Annotated in this window: 20 protein-coding genes; 6 read left to right on the top strand and 14 right to left on the bottom strand. The window is 38.9% G+C overall.

What is annotated here, in order from left to right; all coding sequences use genetic code 11:
• Positions 1–45: 45 nt before the first annotated feature.
• The 8 genes from JET18_RS11590 to JET18_RS11555 all read right to left on the bottom strand — a co-directional run bounded on the left by JET18_RS11590 (position 46) and on the right by JET18_RS11555 (position 13,745).
• Positions 46–1,257: a PepSY-associated TM helix domain-containing protein gene (locus JET18_RS11590; RefSeq protein ID WP_202091222.1), complete on the bottom strand. Its 1,212-nt coding sequence runs from the start codon at positions 1,255–1,257 to the stop codon at positions 46–48.
• A gap of 50 nt (positions 1,258–1,307) precedes the next feature.
• Positions 1,308–3,425, bottom strand: a complete 2,118-nt coding sequence (locus JET18_RS11585; RefSeq protein ID WP_202091221.1) for a TonB-dependent receptor — start codon at positions 3,423–3,425, stop codon at positions 1,308–1,310.
• A complete protein-coding gene (locus JET18_RS11580; protein ID WP_202091220.1) occupies positions 3,425–4,621 on the bottom strand; it encodes a PepSY-associated TM helix domain-containing protein in 1,197 nt (398 codons plus the stop codon). Before JET18_RS11580 ends, JET18_RS11585 begins: the two co-directional genes overlap by 1 nt.
• A gap of 40 nt (positions 4,622–4,661) precedes the next feature.
• Complete coding sequence (locus JET18_RS11575) at positions 4,662–6,806, bottom strand: TonB-dependent siderophore receptor (protein WP_202091219.1); 2,145 nt, start codon at positions 6,804–6,806, stop codon at positions 4,662–4,664.
• Positions 6,807–6,829: 23 nt separating this feature from the next.
• Positions 6,830–9,004: a TonB-dependent siderophore receptor gene (locus JET18_RS11570; RefSeq protein WP_202091217.1), complete on the bottom strand. Its 2,175-nt coding sequence runs from the start codon at positions 9,002–9,004 to the stop codon at positions 6,830–6,832.
• A 152-nt stretch (positions 9,005–9,156) separates the two neighbouring features.
• Positions 9,157–12,231 carry a preprotein translocase subunit SecA gene (secA, locus tag JET18_RS11565; protein ID WP_202091215.1) on the bottom strand — a complete coding sequence of 1,025 codons (3,075 nt, stop codon included), beginning with the start codon at positions 12,229–12,231 and terminating at the stop codon, positions 9,157–9,159.
• 127 nt (positions 12,232–12,358) lie between these two features.
• Positions 12,359–12,580, bottom strand: coding sequence for a DUF2795 domain-containing protein (locus JET18_RS11560; protein ID WP_002662059.1), 222 nt, complete (start codon positions 12,578–12,580; stop codon positions 12,359–12,361).
• A 142-nt stretch (positions 12,581–12,722) separates the two neighbouring features.
• Positions 12,723–13,745 (bottom strand): GDP-mannose 4,6-dehydratase, encoded by a 1,023-nt coding sequence (locus JET18_RS11555; protein ID WP_202091213.1) that lies wholly within the window; start codon positions 13,743–13,745, stop codon positions 12,723–12,725.
• 86 nt (positions 13,746–13,831) lie between these two features.
• On the opposite strand from JET18_RS11555, the gene JET18_RS11550 reads away from it, so the two are divergent.
• Both JET18_RS11550 and JET18_RS11545 read left to right on the top strand, forming a co-directional pair.
• Positions 13,832–14,629, top strand: coding sequence for a DUF2797 domain-containing protein (locus JET18_RS11550; RefSeq protein ID WP_202091211.1), 798 nt, complete (start codon positions 13,832–13,834; stop codon positions 14,627–14,629).
• A 36-nt stretch (positions 14,630–14,665) separates the two neighbouring features.
• Positions 14,666–17,323, top strand: a complete 2,658-nt coding sequence (locus JET18_RS11545) for a hypothetical protein (protein ID WP_202091210.1) — start codon at positions 14,666–14,668, stop codon at positions 17,321–17,323.
• Between the two features lie 38 nt (positions 17,324–17,361).
• Here the strand turns inward: JET18_RS11545 and JET18_RS11540 are convergent, their stop codons facing one another.
• Entirely contained in the window at positions 17,362–17,712 is a 351-nt protein-coding gene (locus JET18_RS11540; RefSeq protein ID WP_202091209.1) for a hypothetical protein, read from the bottom strand.
• A gap of 172 nt (positions 17,713–17,884) precedes the next feature.
• Between JET18_RS11540 and JET18_RS11535 the strand changes: the two genes are divergently transcribed.
• Together JET18_RS11535 and JET18_RS11530 are read left to right on the top strand one after the other, a co-directional pair.
• Positions 17,885–18,079, top strand: coding sequence for a hypothetical protein (locus tag JET18_RS11535; RefSeq protein WP_111953749.1), 195 nt, complete (start codon positions 17,885–17,887; stop codon positions 18,077–18,079).
• A 120-nt stretch (positions 18,080–18,199) separates the two neighbouring features.
• Complete coding sequence (locus JET18_RS11530; RefSeq protein WP_202091208.1) at positions 18,200–19,246, top strand: PA0069 family radical SAM protein; 1,047 nt, start codon at positions 18,200–18,202, stop codon at positions 19,244–19,246.
• Between the two features lie 117 nt (positions 19,247–19,363).
• Here JET18_RS11530 and JET18_RS21995 read toward each other — a convergent pair whose 3' ends face one another.
• Complete coding sequence (locus tag JET18_RS21995; protein WP_449507491.1) at positions 19,364–19,534, bottom strand: bacteriocin-like protein; 171 nt, start codon at positions 19,532–19,534, stop codon at positions 19,364–19,366.
• 135 nt (positions 19,535–19,669) lie between these two features.
• Positions 19,670–19,831, bottom strand: a complete 162-nt coding sequence (locus JET18_RS11525) for a bacteriocin-like protein (protein WP_202091207.1) — start codon at positions 19,829–19,831, stop codon at positions 19,670–19,672.
• A gap of 231 nt (positions 19,832–20,062) precedes the next feature.
• On the opposite strand from JET18_RS11525, the gene JET18_RS11520 reads away from it, so the two are divergent.
• On the top strand, positions 20,063–20,332 hold the full coding sequence (locus JET18_RS11520) for a hypothetical protein (RefSeq protein ID WP_202091206.1): 270 nt from the start codon (positions 20,063–20,065) through the stop codon (positions 20,330–20,332).
• A gap of 95 nt (positions 20,333–20,427) precedes the next feature.
• Here JET18_RS11520 and JET18_RS11515 read toward each other — a convergent pair whose 3' ends face one another.
• The gene (locus JET18_RS11515; RefSeq protein ID WP_202091204.1) at positions 20,428–21,378 is read right to left on the bottom strand and encodes an isopenicillin N synthase family dioxygenase; all 951 of its coding nucleotides are present in this window, start codon (positions 21,376–21,378) and stop codon (positions 20,428–20,430) included.
• Positions 21,379–21,462: 84 nt separating this feature from the next.
• Here JET18_RS11515 and menD point away from each other — a divergent pair, with 84 nt between their 5' ends.
• A complete protein-coding gene (menD, locus tag JET18_RS11510; protein WP_202091201.1) occupies positions 21,463–23,139 on the top strand; it encodes a 2-succinyl-5-enolpyruvyl-6-hydroxy-3-cyclohexene-1-carboxylic-acid synthase in 1,677 nt (558 codons plus the stop codon).
• Here the strand turns inward: menD and JET18_RS11505 are convergent.
• Together JET18_RS11505 and JET18_RS11500 are read right to left on the bottom strand one after the other, a co-directional pair.
• Positions 23,136–23,762, bottom strand: a complete 627-nt coding sequence (locus JET18_RS11505; protein ID WP_202091199.1) for an aminotransferase class IV — start codon at positions 23,760–23,762, stop codon at positions 23,136–23,138. The two genes, menD and JET18_RS11505, sit on opposite strands and share 4 nt — an antisense overlap.
• Entirely contained in the window at positions 23,746–24,723 is a 978-nt protein-coding gene (locus tag JET18_RS11500) for an aminodeoxychorismate synthase component I (RefSeq protein WP_202091197.1), read from the bottom strand. The genes JET18_RS11505 and JET18_RS11500 overlap by 17 nt, the downstream gene beginning before the upstream one ends.
• Positions 24,724–24,757: the final 34 nt, after the last annotated feature.

Raw genomic sequence — 24,757 nt, 5'->3', positions numbered from 1 at the left:
GATTGTATTAATGGATTATTAACAAAAATTTTATTTAAAAAACTTTTAAGCGGTTCTGGCCGGTTTCTTTTTTCTTCTTCCCCACCATACCAAAAATCCTGTTACCGGCAGTGATGCACAGATCAGGCTGACAATGAATGCAATGATCTTTGTAGGCAGTCCCAGGATGGCTCCAACATGAATGTCATAGTTGGCATTTACTGTTTTCTCCCCGAAATTTTTATCCTTCGGATCATGGGTATGAAGAAGCTCTCCGGAGTTTTCGTCAAAGATCAGGCTGCTGCTCTTGTGGTAAGAATAGGAAAGATGCTTTACATAAACCTCGAAATTCGGGTGCTCGTGATCATCCATATGCTCATGTCCCAAATCTATGGAAAATCCGAAAGCATCCGGATATTTTTCCTGCACGGTATGAATGACTTTATCTAGCGTTCCTTCAGTTCGTAATTCTATAGGAGCCTTTGTTTTAATGTGGGAGAAATCCGGATATTTTGTTTCTCCACCAGAGAAGATGACGTAAATAATGGCCTGTACCACGAAATATGCATAGAACAATCCGGTAATTGAAAATATTAAAGCAAAGATGGAAGCGTAGAAACCAAGCACATTGTGAAGGTCATAATTCTTTCTCTTCCAGCTTTTGATATTTTTCCATTTGAATGAAAAACGCTGCTTTCTTGCAGCCTTGTTTTTAGGCCACCAGAGTACAATTCCGGTAATCAGCATGATTACGAAGATAATCACAGGAATTCCCACGACATACGGCCCCCAGTCCTGCTTGAGCAGAAAACTCCAGTGAATCATTTTTACAATATTGAAGAAGCCCAGTCTTTCATCATAGGTTCTTAGGACTTTTCCTGTGTATGGATTTACATAGGCTGCTTTATAAATCGGCAGTTCATCAAAATAATTCCAGGCCTTGGTGTTGTGTTCATACCAGTAAAATACATAGGACATCTTCTTGTCGATGGGAACATTTACCCAGTGTATAGGATACTTTTCCTTTACCTGTGCGGCAACGGATTTCTCCAGCATCCGGATCGGAAGAACCTGTTTCTGCTCTATATTCTGCTCGCTGTGATAGATGACATCTTTTCTGGTGATGTTTTCTATTTCGTCTTTAAAAACATAAAGCGCTCCTGTGATGGAAATGATAAAGATGAGGAATCCTATCCCCAGACCAAACCACAAGTGCAGTTTGGCAGACCATTTTTTAAAGAAACCCGGTTTATTTTTATGATGATGTTTTTTCTTCATATCGCAGTTCAAAGTCTTGCAAAGATAGTCTAACTTTTTATTTAGATTAATTAAAATTTGTACTCAAGCATGGCAGTCCCTCTTCTTCCCGGTGCATTCACGAATTCGCTGTCACGGGCAGACCACCAGGCGATTGCCGGCTGGTACATTTTGTTGAATACATTCTCAACCCCTACTGAAACTTTCCAGTTTTTATTGATTTCATAGCTTGATTTGAAGTTAAATACAGTGTATTCAGGGACATAACCTTCTCCATATACGAACATTCCTGTTTTTGCATTAGGCTGGAATCTGTCCTGCTGGAATGCATGCAGCATATCAACGCCTATAGATAGAGTCTTGATGGGTCTTGCCTGAATATAAGCAAGTACTTTAGGAGCAGAAATTCTGCTGTTATTGATTTTTGCGGAATAATCTCCGTCGTCTTTTATGGATGTAATTCCTTCCATCCAGCTGTAGCTTCCTCCGAAATTGATCCATTTGGCAGGGGTAAAATGCAGGAATCCTTCCACACCGTACACAATTTCCGGCGATCTCTGTATCGTTAAAGCTCTGTCTGCACTCTGTACGAATGAGGCTCCAAGTTTTGAGGTACTTACATAGGAAGTAATTTCATAATTAACCCACTTTGCAATCTGTCCCGTTGCACCAAACTCATAGTTGTTCACAATAATGGGCTTGGTTTCAAGATTCTGAATGGTTCCCTGAGTGGATGTTCTCAGAATTCTTCCTAATTCATTGATAGAGTAGGACTGAGAGAAGCTTCCGAATAAATTAACAAAAGGTTCAATATTATAACGTACGCCTAGATTAGCAACCAAAGCATTGTATTTTAACTCACCACCTGTCACGAAAATACTTGTGGTGAAGGTTCCGTCACTTTTAATAGAAGAAAGCGTATTGAAATCTCCTACTTTAACGTTCATATTTTCGTAGCGGAGACCTCCTTTGATGGTTAATTTTTTCAGTAAATCAATTTTAACCAAAACAAAAGGGGCAAGGTTCGTCATATTCATATCTGGAGTCCAGTAACGTCCGTCTTCCAGCTTCTGAACGGTCTGGTCATTAAGAATATCCATTCCGTACATAATTTCACCCTGTGAATTGGCTGCGTTCCAAAGTTTTGTATCGAAGTTGAATCGGGCTCCGTATTTTTTAGAAATCACGTTGGACTGTCCTCCTCCGAAAAAGGTGTCACTGTATCCGTACACCGTTCTGAAATCCTGCATATAAGCATTGAAATTCAAAGATGTAGTCCCCCAGAAAAGGTTCTGGTTGTCGTAGTTGATTCTTAAATTATGGTTTCTTGGCGTTCCCTGAGGGGTGGTTTCAAGGTTTTTTCCCACACCTTCACCAATCGTTGGCTTAATACCGTATTTTCCGGTTACCAACCCTAAATTAAGATCAGATCTGGAAGAATACCCGATGTAAGAGGCCTCGATTCTCTGGTCATTATTGATATTATAACCTACTTTCAGCATTCCGTTGTAGTTGTCCATTTTGGCAGTGCTGTAGGTTGGGGTAAGGTTTACGCCATCGGCATCTTTCATATAGCCGGTTCTTTCATAGGCAAGGGAGAAAACATAATCAAATTTATTCACCTTTCCGGATAAAAGCTGGCTGGCTCTTACTCCCAGAGTTCCGCCATATGTCTGGCCAGTGAAACCAAGCTGGGTAAGGCCGGAAATTTTCTTGTCGGACTGGCTTCTTCTGGTGATGTAATTGATGATTCCACCATCTGCACCGTTACCGTAGATGGATGATGCTCCTTTGATCACTTCAATTCTTTCGATCACGGAAGGGTCAATACTTCTGATGTCTCTTGCTCCGTTTCTCAGCGGAGTAGATTGTGGAATTCCGTCAATAAGGACAAGAACCTGTCTTCCTCTCAAAGTTTGTCCTGAGTTGGAAGTCTGTCCCGTATTGGTTCCCAAACTGGGGACGGTATATTGAAGAATGCTGGTAATATCGGAATTAACGGTCAGCTGAGACTGGATCTGCTTTTCTGCAACAATCGTTACTGAGCTTGGTATTTCTTTGATGCTTTCTTTTTTTCTGGAAGCCGTCATTACAACTTCATCTACATTATTGGTCTGCAGGCTGTCTTTAACCTGTGCAAAAATAGTTGCTGATCCTAAGCATGCGACTGATAATAGCGCTTTTTTCATTATATTTTCTTTCCTTGTTTCTTTTGTTTTCCCCACCATACCAAAAATCCTGTTACAGGAAGTGAAGTGCAGATGAGCCCGGTGATGAACCATAAAATCTTTCCAAACAGCCCGAAATAGGAGCCTGTATGGATATCATAATTGGCATTGGCATATTTTTCGGCATTGGCCAGTTTCTGATGAGGTTTTTCTGCCAGTAATTTTCCTGAGTATTTGTCGAAGACCAGTGTATTTCTCTCACTGTAACGACCTTCCTGGCCATAGATAGTGACCGGGATATTTTTTAATTCTTTCCCTTTCTTATTTTTTCCGTTTAAAGGAATTCTGAAGCTGGAAGAGTTGGGGTATAGTTTTCTGGTTTCCTGAGCCGTGATGTCAAAAACAGAGGCATTTTTAACCATCAGGGAATCCGGAGACTTGATTTCTTTTTCTTTCGGCAGTTCCAGAGTGCCGGATAATGCAAGATTGAAGGTGTTTTTCACGTAAGGATAGGCAAAATAAATCCCTGTAATGCTCATCAGCAATGCTAAAAATGAAGCATAAAACCCTAATACATTATGAAGGTCATAGTTTTTGCGTTTCCAGGTCTTCACATTTTCCCAGCTGAACCAGAAGCGTCCTTTTCTGGCTTTCTTATTCTTCGGCCACCACAGAATAATTCCGGTGATCAGCATGATGATAAACAGGACGGTGGGAATTCCGATGACATATTTTCCCCAATCTGCCTTTAAGAGTAAACTCCAGTGAATGGATTTTAAAATAGGAAAAAGATCATATTTTTCATTGTAAACGGCTAAAATTTTCCCGCTGTACTGATCTACATAGACCAGTTTATTGATTTTAACCTCTTGAAAATAATTCCAGCCTTTTTTGTTCTTTTCATAATAAGAAAAGCGGTAGGATTTATTTTTATCCAAAGGAATTTCCACCGCATTGATCGGGAATTTCTCATTGAGTTCCAGGCTGATTTTTTCCTTCAGAACAGTAAGCGGAATAGCTGATGCTTTCGTTTCTTTTACATAGATCGCTTCTTTCCGGAGAACGCCTTGTATCTCATCTTTGAATACATACATGGTTCCGGTAAGCGCTACAATGAAAACAATGATACCAACGGATAAACCAAACCACAAATGCAGTTTGGCAGACCATTTCTTTGTACCGGAAATTTTCTTTTTATGAACGTGCTTTTTCTTCATAGCAAAAAGTTAACCTCCGAAGAGGCTAACTTTTAATTATTTAAAATTTATATCCTATTGATAGTCTCCAGTTGCGTGGAGCATTGTAGATCCATGCATAAGAACCGTCATCTGATCTGTAACCGCTGTAAAGCTTTCTGTTCAGGACGTTATTCAGCAATAGATTGACATCGAATTTTTTAGCCACATAAGAAATCCCGAAGTTGGTGTCAAAATAATCTTCAAGGCTCTGATCATATTTTGCCGTTGTTCCGAACCATGACTGTCTTCCTCCCTGGTACTGATAGCCTGCAGAAATACCGAATCCTTTTAAATTACCATGTTCAAATCTGTAGCTTAACCATGTATTCTGAACATTTTTGGCATTTCCGGGAGACTGTACTCCTATTCTGCTTGCATCGGAATCTTTGATTGTTTTGGCGTCCGTATAAGCATAGTTTACCACAATATTCAACCCTTTTACAATTTCCCCTTTAATATCGGCTTCAAAACCACGGGATCTTTGTTCCCCGGTTGGAATCATAAAAGCATTTCCGTTGTTATCATTTGAATTTCCTGCAACCAAAATGTTTTTTCTTCGGATTTCATATACTGCAAAGGTAGAATTCCATTTTCCTCCCATCCAGTCTTTTTTTAGTCCAAATTCAATATTCTGTCCTTTTAAAGGATCTGTAATTGAAGTGCCGTGAATCCCCATTGCAGATTGAGGTGCAAACGTTTTATCAAAAACTCCATACACTGAAAAATCATCTTTAATAGAGTAGCTGGCACCCACTCTTGGAGTGAACTCTCCAGCCTGATCAGCTTTTATAGGATCTAAATTAGGATATCCTGAGAATGTTGTTCCGCTGGTATATCTTCCTGCAAGTGTGATGCGTAATTTTTTATTAAGCATTTCTATTTGATCCTGAGCATAATAAGAAGTATATTTCACTCCCTGATCATTATAATAGTCGGCATTTCTGTTCAGATAATAAGCACTTTCAGAAGGCAGTGTACTTGGATTTACACCGTAAACAATGTTATGAACATCAATAGATCCTCCATCTCCTAAATAAGAGAAATCGGCCTGGTATTTTCTATTCCCGTAATCGAATCCGGCAATGATTTTATGCGTAATATTCCCTGTTTGTAAACTTCCTCTCACATAGGTCTGGAATATATTGTTTTTTCCCAGAGCCTGCCAGTTGCTTAAAGATCTGCTGAGGATATTTGGATCTGAACCATAGAAACCGCCCCACCATGAACCGCCGTCATAGTTCATATCCATATAGGCATACTGTGTACTCCAAACCCAGTCCTTGAACAGTTTCTGATCCAGGGTTAAGAATAAACTCTGATCTTTTACTTCTGTCTTTTTGAAATTAGGATCATTGAAGTTGGTATGAACATTTAATGAAGCATAGCCGTCCTTAGACATCAGATACGCTCCCGGCTGGTTGAATTTTAAATACTGATAGTTATACTGTGCTGTAAATGTCGTTGTTTTTGTAGGTCTGAATGTGATAGACGGAGCAATGATAATTTTGCTTGTTTTGTCATTTTCTGACCATGATTTGTTGGAACTTCCCATTAAATTTAAACGGTAATCCAAAACACCATCCTTCACGATAACGCCGTCAAGATCCGCTTCTCCCCTGAAAAGGTTATAGCTTCCTGTTGTGAATCTTACGCTGTTGGCAAATTTTCCGGTAGGTTTCTTTGTTACTACATTATAGAATCCGGCCGGATCTCCCATAGAACCCATGAAACCAGCAGGCCCTTTTACAAACTCTATTCTGTCGATAATCGCTGCATCAGGGTTGATTGGTCCCCAGGTTGAAGAAACATTCATTCCATTCATATAGGTAGCGATACTTGCTCCTCTCATAAAGACATTGGAATAAACGTTGTCCCAGTGTTCTACTTTTCTGGCGCCACTTACGTTACGGACAATTCCTTCGGACATATTTAAGGTGATCTGATCCGCTAAGACCTGACCACTGATAGACTGTACGTTCTGTGGAAGCTCAATAAGCGGAGTCTGCAGCCTCAGAGACCCTGAAACTTCGTTAAGTTTATATTTCTGATAATATCTTCCATTGACAACCACTTCCTCGATGTCATTAGACTTAATTGTATCTTTTTCCTGGGCAAAAGTTAACAGAGATGTTAATAATGCGGCTCCTATAGTTATTTTTTTCATTGTAAATAAGTAGTGTCTAAATGTTAAAATTTGTAAGTAACAGTTCCCACTGCGTTAATAAGCTTCTGAGGATTTGCTGTAGTGTAGCCCACCCAGTAACGCTCGTTAGTGAAGTTGTCTACTTTTACGCCTATTCTGAATTTTTTGGCATCATAATAAGCACTGGCATTCAGTACGATGTATGATGGTAAAGAGAATACACCATCTGAAGAATTGTAGATCTTATTTTCGCTGGCGTAGTTTCCGCCCACTCCAAATCCTAATCCTTTCAGATTTCCATCTAAAAACTGATAGCTTGCATATAAATTCGCCAGATATGGAGATCCGGATGTACTCGGTCTTCTATCCAGAACATTCTGGTCAGCTTTTGTATATTTTGAATCATTGTAGCTGAATCCTGCAATTGCTGTAAATCCTTTTACCAGATAAGCATTGATTTCAAGATCTACTCCTCTGCTTACGATGGTTCCGTCCTGTATTTGTGCACGCGGATTTGCTGCAATCTGAGCACTTCTTAAAACATCTTTTACCTTGATGTTATAATAACTGAATGTAGAAGATACTTTTCCGTTAAAAAGGCTGGTTTTAATCCCTCCTTCCATCTGATTGGCCTGTTCCGGTACAGGAGTCCTTGTAACATCTGAAGCATCGGTATAATAATCAAGATTTTTGAAGCTGTTCTGATAGTTTCCGAAAATGGAAATCTTATCTTTAATCACTTCATATACTACCCCAAATTTAGGAGAGAAGAAGGTTTGATTTAATTTTTTACGTTCATCTGCACCTGCGGCAGTGTCAGGCTTATTGACGAAATTATCAACACGTAAAGCCATCAACACATTCAGGTTATTGGTGATATTAAGTACATTGGAAACATATACGGCATAGTTCTCCTGTTTTCCTGTAATTAAGTACGGTTTTTCATTTCCTGCCATGCTGTTGTACATGGATTGAAGGGCTGTTCCATTGAAATTGGTATAATCAAAACCTTGCTGATGCAATGGGACCGGAATAGAATTGCCACCTGCATCTTTATCAAAACCATTCACATCATAGAAGTTTTGATTGTTATTTACCCTTAAATAATCGAAACCTAAGACAACACGGTTTCTTAAGTTTCCGATTTTAAAATCCCCGTTAAAATTCTGCTGGAAATTGATGGATTTTTTTCTGCTGTCTCTGGTTGACTGATCACTTCTGTACATACTTGTTGCATCATCACCCATAAAATACAGATAAGGCATAAATCCGTCAGAATAACTGGAAGCTGAACTGAAATTAGTAGAAGAAGTAATAGAATTTGAAACTTTATATTGAACCTGCCCAAAGAAATTGATACTTCTTCCTGTATTGGTAAGATCTTTTCCTAAATATGAATTTTTGTAGTCGAGATTAAGATCCCTGATATTGTTAACCTTCTTGAGATAATCCCCTGAATAAAAGAAAAAGGTTTGATCACTCATACTTTTCATCTGGAATAATTCCATATCCAGGTTAATGCTTAACCTATCTGTAGGTTTGTAGCTTAAGCTCGGAGCAATAGCTAGATTTCTTCTGAAACCCTCTGTCTGAAATGTTCCTTCATTCGTATAGGCAGAGTTTAAACGGAATAAAAGTTTTTTGTCATTGGTAAGTGGAGTATTAACATCGACGGCAGCTCTGTAGGTGTCATAACTTCCACCTGCAAGGCTTACATTTCCACCGAAAGTTTCAAAAGGTTTTTTAGTTACACGATTAATTACACCTCCATAACTTGATAATAAACTTCCGAATAATGTTCCGGACGGACCTTTTAAGACTTCCAGCTTTTCCAGGTTGACAGCATCTATTGTACCCGTAACTGCACCCAGAACACCATTTCTTAAAGAATTGGCAGCAACGAAACCTCTAAGGTTTACATAAGCACCACCATCACCAGCTCTTCCGTTTGCCGTCCACATCGTTTGCAGACCTGTGATATTTTTGAAGGCATCATCTACCGTAAAAATTCCTTGATTCTCTAAAATTGTTTTGTCTATGCTTGAATAAACCTGAGGGTTTTCTATCGCTTTTAAAGGCATTTTGTTGGAGTATTCACTGTCCTTTTTGATATAGGTATTGATGATTACTTCATCAATTTTTAAGGCAGTAGAATCCTTTTCCTGGGCGAAAACCAGTACAGAACCCAACAATGAGGCACAGATCAGTACATTTTTCATGAAGTCAAATTTTTTGCAAATATATTGTTTTTAATTGTTCTAAATAAATAACAGAATTGATATTTATCATGAATTTATTAAGTACTGAATAGCAAAACCCCGCTTCAGCAAGTGCTGAAGCGGGGTTTTTATGAGATTTTAATATTAATTCCTTAAGCGGGGATTTCTCCTTTGTATAAGAAAGAAATAATTTCTTTGTTCATTTTGTCAACCATTTCACTGAATAAGTGGAATGATTCCTGTTTGTAGATCACCAATGGATCTTTCTGCTCATAAACGGCACCTTGCGAAGATCTTCTCAGGTCATCCATTTCACGAAGGTGAAGTTTCCAGTTTTCATCGATGATGGATAACGTGATGTTCTTTTCAAAATCATTGATTAAACTTTCACACTGAGTGTCATAAGCTTCTTTCAGATCAGCTACAATGGTCATTGTTTTGTGTCCGTCTGAGAAAGGAACCTGGATCATTTTGAACATAGAACCCTGATTCTGATACACATTCTCAATGATAGGGAATGATTTCTCTTTCAGTAAGTTCAGTTTCATTTTATAATCTTCCTGAGCCGCCTTGAATAGAAGATCTGTCAGTTCCGGAATCTGCTTGCCTTTGAAATCATTTTCAGAAACCGGAGATTCCATTGTGAAGAATTTAATAATATCAAATTCGAAATCTTTATAGTTTCCTGTAGCTTTTCCTTTGGTCACAATAGAATTGGCCACATCGAAGATCATATTGGTAATATCATACTTCAGGTGATCACCGAACAGAGCATTCTTTCTTCTCTTGTAAATTACGTCACGCTGTTTGTTCATAACGTCATCATATTCAAGAAGTCTTTTTCTGATTCCGAAGTTGTTTTCTTCTACTTTTTTCTGCGCTCTTTCAATAGACTTGCTGATCATGGAATGCTGAATTACTTCCCCTTCCTTATGGCCCATTCTGTCCATCATTTTTGCAATTCTTTCAGAACCGAAAAGACGCATTAGGTTATCTTCAAGAGATACATAGAACTGAGAGCTTCCAGGATCTCCCTGACGTCCTGCTCTACCTCTAAGCTGTCTGTCTACACGTCTTGAATCGTGTCTTTCCGTACCGATGATCGCTAAACCTCCGGCTTCTTTTACTTCTTTGGAAAGCTTGATATCCGTACCACGACCTGCCATGTTCGTTGCAATCGTTACAACGCCCGGCTGTCCTGCTCCGGCAACGATCTCTGCTTCTTTTTTGTGAAGCTTCGCGTTCAATACCTGGTGTGGAATTTTTCTTAACTGAAGTGCCTTAGATAGTAACTGAGAGATTTCAACAGAAGTAGTACCTACAAGCACAGGTCTTTTTGCGGCTGTTAATTTTTCAATTTCCTCTATAACGGCATTGTATTTTTCACGGTTGGTTTTGAAAACCAGATCCTGTCTGTCATGTCTTAAAATAGTACGGTTGGTAGGAATCACCACAACATCTAATTTGTAGATCTGCCAAAGTTCCCCTGCTTCTGTTTCAGCAGTACCCGTCATCCCCGCAAGCTTGTTGTACATACGGAAATAGTTCTGAAGCGTTACCGTAGCAAAGGTTTGCGTAGCAGCTTCAATTTTTACGTTTTCTTTAGCTTCGATCGCCTGGTGAAGACCGTCTGAATAACGTCTTCCTTCCATGATACGGCCGGTCTGCTCGTCTACGATTTTTACTTCCCCGTCAATTACTACATATTCATCATCTTTTTCAAATAATGTGTAAGCTTTTAACAGCTGGCTCATCGTGTGTACACGCTCAGATTTTTCAGCAAAGTCAGAGAAAAGTTTTTCTTTAGCTTCGAATTCCTCTTCTTTAGTCAGGTTTCTTGCCTCCACTTCAGCGATTTCTGTTCCGATATCCGGAAGAACAAAGAAGTTGGCATCAGAATTCCCCTGAGACATATATTCTACTCCTTTATCCGTAAGATCCACCTGATTGTTTTTCTCTTCGATAACGAAGTAAAGGTCTTTATCTACAATCGGCATGTCACGGTTGTTGTCCTGCATATACTGCGCCTCAACTTTCTGAAGCAATGCTCTGTTTCCGCTTTCCGATAAGAATTTGATTAACTGTCTGTTTTTCGGAAGACCTCTGTAAGCCTGAAGCAATTTGAATCCTCCTTCTTTAGTGTTTCCTGCCCCGATTAATTTTTTAGCTTCATTAAAAAGCACAGAAACTGTTTTTTTCTGAACTTCCACGATTCTGTCGATAGAAGGTTTAAGAACATCAAATTCCTGTCTGTCTCCCTGAGGAACCGGACCAGAAATAATCAATGGTGTTCTTGCATCATCTACCAATACGGAGTCAACTTCATCCACGATCGCAAAGTTCAATTCTCTCTGTACCAGTTCTGAAGGTGAAGTTACCATGTTGTCTCTCAGATAATCGAAACCGAATTCGTTGTTCGTTCCGTAGGTAATATCTGAATTGTATGCTTTTCTTCTTCCGTCTGAGTTCGGCTGGTGGTTATCGATACAGTCGATAGACATTCCGTGGAACTGATAAAGAGGACCCATCCATGCGGAGTCTCTTTTCGCAAGATAGTCATTCACCGTTACTACGTGAACCCCTCTTTCAGGAAGTGAATTTAAGTAAATAGGCAGTGTTCCTACCAAAGTTTTACCTTCACCGGTTGCCATTTCGGCAATTTTACCGCTGTGAAGAATAACCCCTCCGATAAACTGAACATCATAGTGGACCATATCCCAAACTACTGGAGTTCCGGCTGCATCCCATGAGCTTTTCCAGACTGCTGTATCTCCCTGAATCTCTACGAAATCTTTACCCGCAGCAGCCAGCTGTCTGTCCCAGTCGCTTGCTTTGATGCGGATTTCTCCGTTCTGAGCCCATCTTCTTGCTGTTTCTTTTACCAATGCAAAAGCTTCAGGAAGGATTTGTGCCAGAACTTTCTCTTCAATATCGTAAGATTCTTTCTTCAGAGATTCAATCTTTGAGAAAAGAGCTTCTTTTTCATCTACGTTAGCTGAATTTTTTATCTGCTCTTTTATCTGTTCTATCTGCGCTGTTATTTTGCTGGTTGAAGATTTTATGCTCTCTTTAAACTCAGCAGTTTTTTCTCTCAGTCCATCATCAGATAACTGTTGGATGGCTGGTTCTACAGCTTTGATTTTTGTTACAACTTTTTTTACTTCTTTTAGGTCCTGCGCTTTTTTGTCTCCCAAAAACCCTTTAAGAACTTTGTTTAAAAAACTCATAAATTTTCTGCTTTATGCTTAAAGCAATATGCTTTAAGCGTTTTACTGACACGCTTATCGTGTGAATTTTATATATAAAAAAGGGCAAAAAAGCTCTAAGCAGGCTGCTTAAAGCTTATTGCTTTAATTAATATTCGTCTTCGTTCCAAAGGAAATCCTCGTCGGTAGGATAATCACTCCATACCTCTTCGATAGATTCATAGATTTCTCCTTCGTCTTCAATAGCCTGAAGGTTTTCAACTACTTCCATGGGTGCACCAGTTCTGATTGCATAGTCGATAAGTTCTGCTTTTGTCATTGGCCAAGGTGCGTCACTTAAATAGGAGGCTAATTCTAATGTCCAGTACATAATTTTCTAATTTTTTTGCAAAAGTATAAAATTAGCTTATATTATATGCTTTTTTATACTTGATTTTCAATTCTTTTTGATTAATTTTTGTTCATTGTCCGCCACAGACTGCATTACAGCTGCGTTGATCAATGGCATGATGTCATTTTCTCAAAAACCATTCCACAAATTTTTTTGTGCCATTTTGGAAGTCTGTGTCTGGTTTGTAGCCAATTAATGTCCGGGCTTTTGTGATATCCGCATTGGTTTTCTGGACATCACCCGGCTGCATTGGCAGATTTTTCTTCGTGGCAGAAATTCCAAGCGCTTTTTCTATAGTGCTCAGCATTTCCGTTAAAGTGATCACTTCACTTTCCCCAAGGTTGATAATTTCATACACTCCGGAATTGGCTTCCAGATAAAGGATGGATTTCGTGATTCCGTCTACAATATCATCAATATAAGTATAATCTCTGGCCGTATTCCCATCACCATAGAACGGTATTTCCCGGCCTTCGGAAATCAGTTTTGTAAATTTATGAATCGCAAGATCCGGCCTTTGCCTTGGCCCGTAAACGGTAAAAAATCTTAGCTGGATCATATCTATACCGTATAGATTATGGTAAACATGTCCTAAAACTTCGCCGCTTTTTTTTGTGGCCGCATAAGGTGAGATCGGATGGTCTACATTGTCTGTTTCCGAAAAAGGAACCTTTTCATTGTTTCCGTAAACGCTTGAAGAAGATGCGCATATGAATTTTTTAATGTTGAATTCCCTGCACAGTTCCCAGAGATTCATGGTGCCGCGGACATTGACTTCCTCATATTCCAGCGGTCTTTCAATGGAAGGACGTACCCCTGCAAGTGCCGCAAGATGAATAACAAGATCGATTTGGTGATTTTTGAAAATATTTTCAAGTCCCTGTTTATCACGGATATCCTGATAATACAGTTGATAGCTGGCAGATCGGGAAATTTCTGTTAAATGTCTGATATCAGCCTCTTTGTCCGAAAACTCAAAATCCGAAAAATTGCCGATAGACTCTAAAGTATTTTTAATTTTTATCTGATATTGATAGAAATCATCAAAATTGTCAACGTTTATGACAGAATGTCCATTTCTTAATAATCGTTCTACTAAATGAGAACCGATGAATCCGCTGCCTCCAGTTACAAGATAAGTCATTTGTGATTTTTTAGTGACGCAAAAATATAAATTTACTTTTTGAAAATATAATCATTAAATTTACTTAAAAAAGTAATATAAACAGTATGCAGTTTCAAGGGCAAATTTTAAAAATGACGAGCTTCGATGCACAGCCGATCCAATATTATCTGAATCTTTCAGGAGATCTTATCCATATGAATGAGCTTTTCGGAAAAGAACTGAGGATAAAACACACCGGGTTTCAATGTGTCAGCTGCGGAGAAAATAAACCAATTTACAGAATGGGATTCTGCAAAAACTGCTTCTTCGAAAGTCCGTATGCGAGCGATACCATCATCCGTCCCGAGCTTTCCACGGCTCATTTAGGCGTTGGTGAACGTGATCTTGAAGTGGAAAAGCAAATCCAGCTGCAGCCTCATACCGTATATCTTGCCTACACCGGTGATGTGAAAGTAGGGGTAACGAGAAATACCCAGATCCCAACCAGATGGATCGATCAGGGCGCTACTTTTGCCCTTCCGATTGCCAGAACGGAGAACCGTTATGAAGCCGGAATGATTGAAGTCGCGTTAAAAGAACACCTGCCGGATAAAACCAACTGGAAGAAAATGCTTCAGGATGATTTTGAAGGCGAAATGGATCTTGCCGATTTCCAGCAGAAGATCAGACAGTATTTTCCGGAGGATTTCCAGAAGTTCTACAGTGAAGGAGAAGATTTATGGAAATTCGATTACCCGTTTGAGAAGCCGGAAAAAGTAAGCTCTTTTACCTTAGATAAAAAACCTGAATTTGCAGGAAAGCTGAGAGGAATCAAAGGACAGTATCTTAGTTTTGACGGGGGCGATTTTATGAATGTCAGAGGGCACGAAGGCTATGTAATCGAACTGGAGATTAAAAACTAATCTTTTATTTAAGATACCAAACATCAAATCGCAAGTATGAAAAAATGGGTCAAAAAGCTGTTAACCGGTCTGGGAATTCTGCTGCTCTTACTTCTTGCAGCGAATTTCGGACTCAATATATGGCTTAAAACCCAGCTTCCCGATTATATTAAAAAGAATACGGACTATAAAGTTTCCTACAAAACACTGGATGTAGATCTGGGTTCGGGAAATATTTTTGCTGCAGGAATTACCATCAACAGCAAAGATCCTGCAAATACCAATGTTATAGGGCTTCAGGGAACCATTGATACCCTAAAGATCAGCCGTTTCGGAATCTACGATGCGGTTTTCAATAAAAGAATCAGTTCTACGGATCTTCTGCTGGCCAAACCGAATTTAAACATCAGCCTTGCCCAACCTGCAGACCGGAAAACAGGAAAAAAAAGAAATCCCGTTCTGTTTGAAAATATCAGGATCAATAAAGGAAGCATCAATATTTTCAAGCATACCAGACAAAAGTTTTTATCAGTTAAAGAACTTGATCTGTTTGTGGAAAATCTTCAGATGACGGAAGAATCAGTAGAAGATAAGCTTCCGGTGGTTTTTGACCGCTATGATATCAAAGGGAAGAATTTTTTCTTTCGTCCGGATAATGTTTATGCCATTACAATCAGCAATATCACTACATCAAACGGTCAGATGTCAATCAGGAATTTCCGCCTGATTCCTTTGCTCTCTTTTGCTCAGTTTAAACGGTTTTATCCAAAGAAACCCAAACTTTTTGAATTCTCCATTCCAAAGATGGATTTTAAAGATGTGGTTGTAAAGAAGAATAAAATTTCACTGGCTAATGCAGACTTTCAAAATCCGGTTCTTACCGTACATAATACCGGAATAAAGCCTAAAAAAGCGGAAAAAAAATTGAATTTCGAGGTTAATCTGGAAGATGTAAAGCTTAACAACCTTTCCGTTCTGATCAATAAACCTGATGGCAGCAAGCTGCTTTTCGCCAAAACCTTGAATGTAAAAGTCAACCAGCTGAAGTTTGACAAAGTAACGGCGGAAGAAATAATTCCCATAGGATACAAGGATTTTCATTTCTCAGGAAAAGATATTCAGTACTCCAATCATCAGAATTTTAGCCTAGAAAATTTTGCATTGAATCCTAAAAGCGGCGAAATCAGAAATCTGGTGCTGTCACCCGGAACTCATGAGCCAGGAAAAGGATCGATGGATCTGAAAACCGGACATATTGCCTTTAACATCAATAAGTTTGAATTCGTTAAAAGAAAGCTTAATCTCGATCTCAAAGATGTTCTTGTTGAAAATGTAAGCGGAACCATTAAAGCCGCCACGAATAAACCCAAAGTGAAACCCGGTCCGGGAATCATTCAATCCGTAATCGTCAGGAAAATGTCTGTAAAAAATTCAGATATTGTGTATGATAAAGGAATGCAGCCACTGGCTTTTCATGACCTTAATGCAACGGTGAATGCCATTGAAATTGCTCCCAAGCCAAATCATCAGGGACTTTCTTTTAAGGTGAAGGATTACTTTCTGACCACAAGAAATTTTGCATATAAAACCCGGTTTTATAATTTAAGTGCCGGACTTTTAAAATTAAATAAGAATAAAATCCAGGTTAATAATTTTGCGATGAAACCCCTCGTTTCCAGAGCGCAGTTTATCAAAATGATCCCTGTTGAAAGGGATTTATACGACCTCAAAGTCTCGCAGATTGCGGCAGACGGGAGCTGGGACCTGTTTTCAGATAATCGATCAATCAATGCATCCAATGTGACAGTTCTCGGTGCAGATGCCAATATTTTCAGAAGTAAGATCCCTGATGATGACCCGAAAGTGAAACCGCTGTATTCTAGACTGCTCCGTTCTATAAAAATTCCGGTGACGGTAAAAAATCTTGATCTGAAGAACTCTGTCCTTGTTTATGAAGAAGATACTCCGGAAAGTGCAGGACCGGGAAAGCTGACCTTTGCTAACTTTAATATGAACGTTAAAAACCTGAATTCTGCCAAAGTAAAAGGAAAGCCTACAAAAGTGGATATCAAAATCGACTGCTCATTCATGAATCTGGCGCCGCTTTCAGTGAACTGGAACTTTGATGTGGCGGATCATAACGATGCATTTTCAATCTCAGGAAAAACGTCCAACCTTCCTGCCAGCGGGATCAACCCGTTTATCAGGCCTTATCTTCATGTGACGGCTACTGCCGGAACCATTCAGGAGATGTTATTTAATTTTAAAGGAAATCCTGCAGGAATCCATGGAACATTCAACCTGAAGCATAAGGAACTTAAAATTGCGATTTTAAATAAAAACAATCAGGAGAAAAAAGGCGTGCTGACGGCTGTGGCCAATATCTTTATCAGATCAGACTCAGGAAGGTTTCCTGAATCTGTAGCTGTGGAAAATGTAGAACGTGATCCTACCAAATCATTCTTCAACCTTTTCTGGAGAGGAATTGAACAAGGGTTGAAGAAAACCCTGATTGGCAAGAATGTAGAAAAGACAGAAAATACCGTAAAAGATGCCGTTTCTTCTGTAAAAGAGGTGAAAAAGACGGTAAAAGAACTGAAAAAAGACATAAAAACAAAAAAAGAAGAACTTGCTGCTCCTAAAGAAGAGAAGAAAGAAAAGAAAGGCTTTTTGAAAAAAATCTTTAATAAAAAAGAAAATCCCGGAACAGAATAGCTCCGGGATCTATATAAAGTTCCTGAATGAGGGGAAGGCTAGAAATTGAATTCTTCGCTTTCCTGTACAGGGATATCTCTTAAAAATTCATCAAATTTTTCACCGGGATAATTACTGTCTGCCCCATAGGAATCAATGATCATTCCGCGGTTTCCGGCATTATCTTTTACCACATACAAGACGGCATTGTCATCCGGGTTGCTGTCGCCCTCAAAACGATAGGTCTTCAAAATAGTAAGCTCGGAAGGCTGATATACTTTTTCGGAATTTTCAAACTTCATCTCGCAGGCTTCATTCATTCTGAATTCCCTATGTATTCCTCTTTCTGATAAGGTTTTCATAACCTGGCTCAGGGTGGTCATTCTGTCTGTATAATCTGAATTATCCATAATATTATTTTTTAAGTTAAGTACAATAATTAAACCATTGGTCTTTTAAATATAATAAAAAATGGCATTGTATTATTCATGGAAATAAAGTTGAATGTTAACAAAAATTATAATTCGGAATCTTTAAATAGGTATACTTTTTGCAATAGCTACCGTATAAATCGGAAAAAATATGAAAAAAGAAGTTGGCGTTTTACTGGCAGGAGGTGTTGGTCTTTTGGCAGTATTAGGTTTTATTGGAATTAAAAAAATATTGACTAAAAAAGATAAAAAATATAGTGATACCTATTCGGATTATCACAGACACTTCGATGAGAAAAATCATGACGATGAGTATCACGGAGTGGAATTTTATGCGCTGAAGTAGTAAAAAGATATATTTAATTATGTTGAAATCCGGCTCTGTTACAGGGCCGGATTTTTTTGTGGATAACTTAGTGTTAAAACGCATTATTTTATAGAAAATCCAGTCTAATTTTACATCACAATGCAGAACGAAAATTTCATAAAAGGACAGGGAGCGCAGCGGAACGTGATCAACCGTTTCGACAGGTATACCTATGAGCCTGATGATGAAGATTTCGAAACAGTAAAAACATCTTTCACAGAAGTTTTTCCGAAAACCATTGTGAATCAGGTGAAAAGCGAAGATCTCCCGATGGAATATTCCATGAATCCGTACCAGGGTTGTGAACACGGATGTTCCTACTGCTTTGCAAGACCTACCCATGAATATTGGGGCTACAGTGCCGGAATTGATTTTGAAAGAAAGATCATGGTCAAAAAAAATGCCCCTGAACTGTTGGAGAAATTTTTTCAGAAAAGAGGCTACCGTCCCGCTCCGATTCTGCTGTCCGGGAACACAGACTGCTACCAGCCTGCGGAAAGACAGTTTGAGATAACCAGAAAACTTCTTCAGGTATGCCTGGACTACAGACATCCTGTCAATATTCTGACAAAAAATGCACTGGTTCTCAGAGATCTTGATCTTCTGAAACCGATGGCAGAGCAGAATCTTGTTTCGGTATCTTTAAGTATTCCTACCATCAATGAGGAACTGAGAAGAAAAATGGAGCCGCGGACCAGTTCAGCACCCAATAAGCTAAAGGCCATAGAAGTTCTCACAGAAAACAAAATCCCTGTCCATGTTATGGTGGCACCAATAATTCCGGGACTGAACAGTGATGAACCGCTGACGATTTTAAAAGCTATTTCAGATGCCGGAGCACTGAGCTTTGGGTATACTTTGGTCAGACTGAATGATACGGTAGAACCTGTCTTTGTCAATTGGATCGAGGCTCATTTTCCTGACAGAGCCCAGAAGGTTCTGAATCTGATCCGCTCCATGCGCGGAGGAAAACTGGGTGATAAAAGATATTTTGAAAGACAGAGGGGAGAAGGGAATATTGCCGAAATGATCCATAATACATTTAAGATCGGCAGAAAGAAGTTTTTTGACGGAAGAGAATTTCCCAAACTTTCCACGGCTAATTTTACAGGAACTAAAGATCAGCAGCTGAGACTGTTTGATTGATCTTCCTGAAATTCAATAGGGATGGGCTTTAGCCCATTCTATAAAAAACAAAATTCCAACGGCTTTAGCCAAACCTTGATAAAAGAAAAAAGCCGCTCCAAAGAAGCGGTTTTTGTTCTAGTAAATAATAGGCTGCTCACCATCCGGACAAATGAATTCTTGTCTGCATAGTGCTTTATACTGAATTCCGTCACTGCATACATAAAAGCAATCTCCAGGGAATGGATAACTAATGCCTCCGGAAATTGTTTTCAGTTTGTCTTTACTTAATTTTTGTAAATTTTTCATATCGTTGATTTTGGATTTAAATAAAGATATGGAAAAATACTTAAGTATGTGTTTATGAGTGTTTTATTTTAAATACTGAAAAACAAAAAACCGCTCCACAAGGAACGGTTTTTTCTTATAAGTTCGGATTCAATCTTACATGGTATTGTCCGGACATTTGAAATCATCGCTGCAGGCTGCGCAAACCACAAGCCCATCGCAGTAATACATGCAGAAATCTGGTTCTGGAAGTTTAATGGCTCCTCCTCCGGAAATGTTCTTTAACTGGCCTTTGTTTAGTTTTTTTAAATTTTTCATATTGTTTTAATTAAAAATTTGATAGTAAATCAAATATAATTAAAATATTATTAACTTAAATAAAATGTGGTAGGTTTTGCAATTAATTCTGAATCACTGTCTTTAAATTTCATTCAGTAGTGAATAAAATAAGGTAAGTGTTTGGTTATTAACGAAAAATAATTAATTTTAGATCAAACAAGCGGGATCCGAAAAGCTTACAGAGTAGGAAATGACCAAAAACAAAAAACCATGAAAAATTTAAAAAGACTTTCCAGAGAAGACAAAAAAAGAATTGCTGCAGGAGACCTTCCTGCTTTCTGTTTTGAAGGTGAAGGACCGGGAACAGGAGGCTGTTCAGCCGGGCATATCTGTTCAGGAGGAAGATGTGTACCGTATATAGATCCGGGAACCGGCGGAGGTGGTGGAACGGGTGGTGGAGACACTTATACCTGTATCTGCCCATGGGGAACTTTTACACAAACGACCCCTTGTCCTGAATTTTACTGTATTACAGGATAAACAGGTTTAATAAGAAAATAAAAGTCAATAATTGTTCTGAAAGGGACAGCATGAACTGATCACCGGAATACAGAGCAATTATTGACTTTCTTATACTATTTTTTGATCAATCCTAATTCGATCAGTCTTTCGTGCAGGAATTCTCCCGCAGTAGTATCTTCATACAGTTTCGGATTGTTTTCATCTACACAGTTTTCAAGAGCATTCAGTGACATTTCGCTCACCGGGTGCATAAAGAACGGGATAGAGTATCTTGAAGTTCCCCATAATTCTCTAGGCGGATTTACCACTCTGTGAATCGTAGATTTCAGTTTGTTGTTGGTATGTCTTGAAAGCATATCCCCAACGTTGATCATCAATTCATCCGGCTCAGCAATAGCATCAATCCAGTCTCCGTTGTGATTCTGAACCTGAAGACCTTTCCCCTGAGATCCCATTAAAAGGGTAATAAGGTTGATGTCCCCATGAGCAGCGGCTCTTACAGCGTCATCCGGTTCCTGAGTGATTGGCGGGTAGTGGATAGGTCTCAGGATAGAGTTTCCTTCCGCAATTTTGTTGTCAAAATAATACTCATCCAGACCAAGATATATAGCCAAAGCTCTTAATACATACTGGCCTGTTTTTTCAAGCATCTGATAGGCTTCTTTACCTACTTCGTTGAACTTTGGAAGTTCATCCACGATCACGTTGTCAGGATACTCGGATTTGTATTTTGAGTCATCAGAGACATACTGTCCGAAATGCCAAAATTCTTTTAAATCTCCTTTTTTGAAACCTTTTGCCGTTTCTTTTCCGAATCCTACGTAGCCTCTCTGGCCGCCGATTCCGGGAATTTCATACTTCTGTTTGGTTTCTACTGGCTGGTCAAAAAAGTTTTTAACCTCTCCATAGAGTTCGTCTACTAGTTTGTCATCAAGAAAATGGCCTTTTAAGGCTACAAAACCAATTTCTTCATAAGCTTTTCCGATTTCATTTACAAATTTCTGTTTGCGTTCCGGGTTGTCCGAAAGGAAATCACGCAGGTCTACACTAGGTATTTTATCCATTATTAGAAATTTACGAAATACAAAATTACATTTTTTTTAAATGAAATGATTCTAAAATAAGTATTTATCAGTTAAATTTGCCATATGAAAAAATATTCTTCTAAGCGAAGTATTCAGATACTTGCCCACCTTCTTCAGCAGTACGGAATTTCAGATGTTATCATTTCCCCGGGATCAAGAAATGCTCCTCTGGCTATTCATTTGTCGGAAATTGATACCTTCAACTGTTACAGTATTGTTGACGAAAGAAGCGCTGCTTTTGTAGGAATAGGAATGGCGAAAAGCGAGAAGAAACCTGTTGCCATTACGTGTACCAGCGGTTCTGCTGTGGCTAATTATTACCCGGCGGTAACCGAAGCTTTTTACCAGAATGTTCCGCTTTTGATTCTTACCGCCGATAGGCCTACGGATTTCGTAGATATTTTCGACGGACAGACGATCAGGCAGAAGGATATTTTTCACCAGCATTCTTACGGTGACTTCCAGCTTTTGGAAGACAGCAAAGAAAATGCGGAAGACATTAATTTTGACATTATTAAAAAAGCGATTGAGCTCTGCTTTGAAAAACAGGGGCCTGTTCATATCAATATTCCCCTGGAAGAACCATTGTACGAGTTGGTTTCTGAACTTCCTTCTTTCCCTACGGTTGAAAAAACCATCAGGCATAAGGAGTATGAGCTTCCTTCCAATCTGATCGCTGATTGGCATACGTCTCAGAGGATCATGCTTTTGGTAGGAACAAGGGATTACAGCCCGGAGTTGGAAAACCAGCTGACCCAGCTTGTGAAGAACCACTCTGTTGTGGTACTGAGCGAGGCCAATTCCAATCTTTATCATGAGAAGTTTTTCAGACATATCGACCGTTATATCTTTAATTTCACGGAAGAAGACTATAAAACTTATGCTCCGGATCTTTTGATTACTGTTGGTCAGAATGTAGTTTCCAAAAAAGTAAAACAGTTCTTAAGAAGTGCCCGCCCGAAACAGCACTGGCATCTGGATGAAGTCTGGCAGCCGGATACGTATTTCTCGCTGACCGAAAAAATCGAGGTAAAACCGGAAGTGTTCTTTTCCAAATTGTTGAAATTCATCAATCTTGAACCAAGACCTTATTTTAACCTCTGGGATGTTTTAAGGGACAAAAAAGATGCAAGACATGAGCTTTTCCTGAACAAAGCTGAGTTTTCAGATTTTTATTTCTTCAATAAAGCTTCTCAGACTATTCCTGAAAACTATAATATTCATTTCAGTAATTCTTCCGCGATCAGATATGCGCAGCTGTTTGATTTCGGAAAAAGAAGAATGTACTGCAACAGGGGAACGAGCGGGATAGACGGCTCAACCTCCACAGCCATGGGCTTTGCTATTAAAAATGCGAATCCTACCCTTGTGATTACAGGAGATCTTAGTTTCTTTTATGACATCAACGGGCTTTGGAATCAGTATATTCCTCCATTTGTAAGGATTATTATTTTCAATAACGGGGAAGGAAATATCTTCAAAATTATTCCGGGACCGGGAAATGCCAATCCAAATACATTAGATGAATTTATTGCTACGAAACACCGCAAGCATGCTGAGCACCTGGCGAAACATTTCGGATTCTCCTACATCAAAGTGGAAGACGAACCTACGCTGGACAGGGTTTTAGAGAATTTCTTCAAGCCTGATCTGCAGCCGAAAATCCTGGAAGTCAATACCTACGGGAAAAACAGTGCAGATGTTCAGAAGGCGTATTTCGAATTTATGAAAGGGAATTAAAGGTCAAGATATTCTTCATTCCCCGGCAGGTTGGTAATTCTGTCGATGGGATAAATAAACATATCATCAAAGTCATTCATCGCATTAATCAGTTGAAAATGAGAGAACTGTTTAATGTTCTGAAGGGTAATTTCCGTTTCTTTTATTTTCTTGTGTTTCAATAGATTCTGTCTCTGGACTCCGTTCAGAAGATAGGTTGCCGGTGTGAACCAGTCCTTGCCTTTCAGGAAAAGGATATTGGAAAAAGAAGTATCGGTGATGTGGTTGTTCTTCACGATAATGATTTCCTCCGCTTTGGATTTCATCTTCATCTTGTCCAACTCTTTACGGTCTTCAAATTTGAAAGAATAATCGAAGCTGTTATTTTCCACCAGCTGGAAGCTGTGTATTTCAGGAATAGCATACGGAATCATCATGGTGCGGATCCTTTTATCAAGGTCATAGGAAAGTCTCAGCTTGAAAAGGCCGTCTTCATCATGTTCGAGGTTTTTGAAGATCTTGGCCAGATCAATAGAACCCTCTTTTCCGAAATGGGCAAATGTCTGATTGATACGTTTCTGATGCAGATCCAAAAGGAAAATTTCCTGATCTTCTACTTTTATGCTTTCAATGAATTGGGACATAGATTTTATTTTTCATTTCCTGATATTCGTCTTCTAACCTGCTCATGTGGGTTATACCGCCGCCACTTTTGAAATAGAGGCGGTCTCCCTCTTTTTCAATAAAGCGTATCATCACGCAGCTGTCGAGGTTTTCCCCGTCAAACCAGCCGCAGACTCCGGTATAATACCCTCTGTCATATCCTTCTGCATCTAAGATTATTTCCAGTGTTTTAGGTTTTGGTGCTCCAAGAATTGATCCAGCCGGCAATAGTTTTTTCATCATGCTTCCGATTTTTCCTTCGAATTCAGGTTTTACGGTTCCTGAAATTTCAGAACTCATGGCATACAGGTCTTTTTGCTGCGTTCTGATGAGGTCAATATGCTGGAACTGGTCAACTTTCACATCATCTGCCACCATGCTGAGGTCATTCCGCAGAAGATCCACCACTGTATAATGCTCGGCTTTTTCCTTTTTGTCATTTTTCAAAACTTCAGCGGCATTTTCCAATGAGGCATCAATAGTACCTTTCATGGGATAGGTTAAAATTTTACCGTCTATAATCTTTACAAAAGTTTCAGGAGAAAAAAATACAAAAAAATCTTTATAAAATACTTTGTACTTCGCAATTGAATGATAAAAAATTTCTTCAAGGCTTAAATTCGTCTGAACTTCCGTTTTTCTGGTATAATTGGTAAGATAAGAATTTCCCAGACGAATATTTTTCTGAACTTTATCAAAGCCTTCTTTAAAGCTTTTCAGCGTCTCCGGAAAAGGTGTCCATTCAATTTTTTTAGTGAGCTCTTCTTGTTTTTTTGAGTTTGAAAATGTTTGAAAATCAATTAATAAACCTGATTTTTCAATTTCATTTTCCGGATATATTTCTACATTCCCCGCAAGGAAATCGATCATGAAAAAGTAAGGAACCTTCTGAAGGGAAAGTTCGTCCATTTCCATAAATTTTTGATGATTCATTGAAAACATTCTGCAAAAATAATTATTGATGACTACTTTTGCA

This window comes from Chryseobacterium endalhagicum (genome assembly GCF_016745235.1).
GTDB lineage: Bacteria > Bacteroidota > Bacteroidia > Flavobacteriales > Weeksellaceae > Chryseobacterium > Chryseobacterium endalhagicum.
Note: the sequence above shows the minus strand (reverse complement) of the source record. Positions and strands in the feature narration are given on the sequence as shown.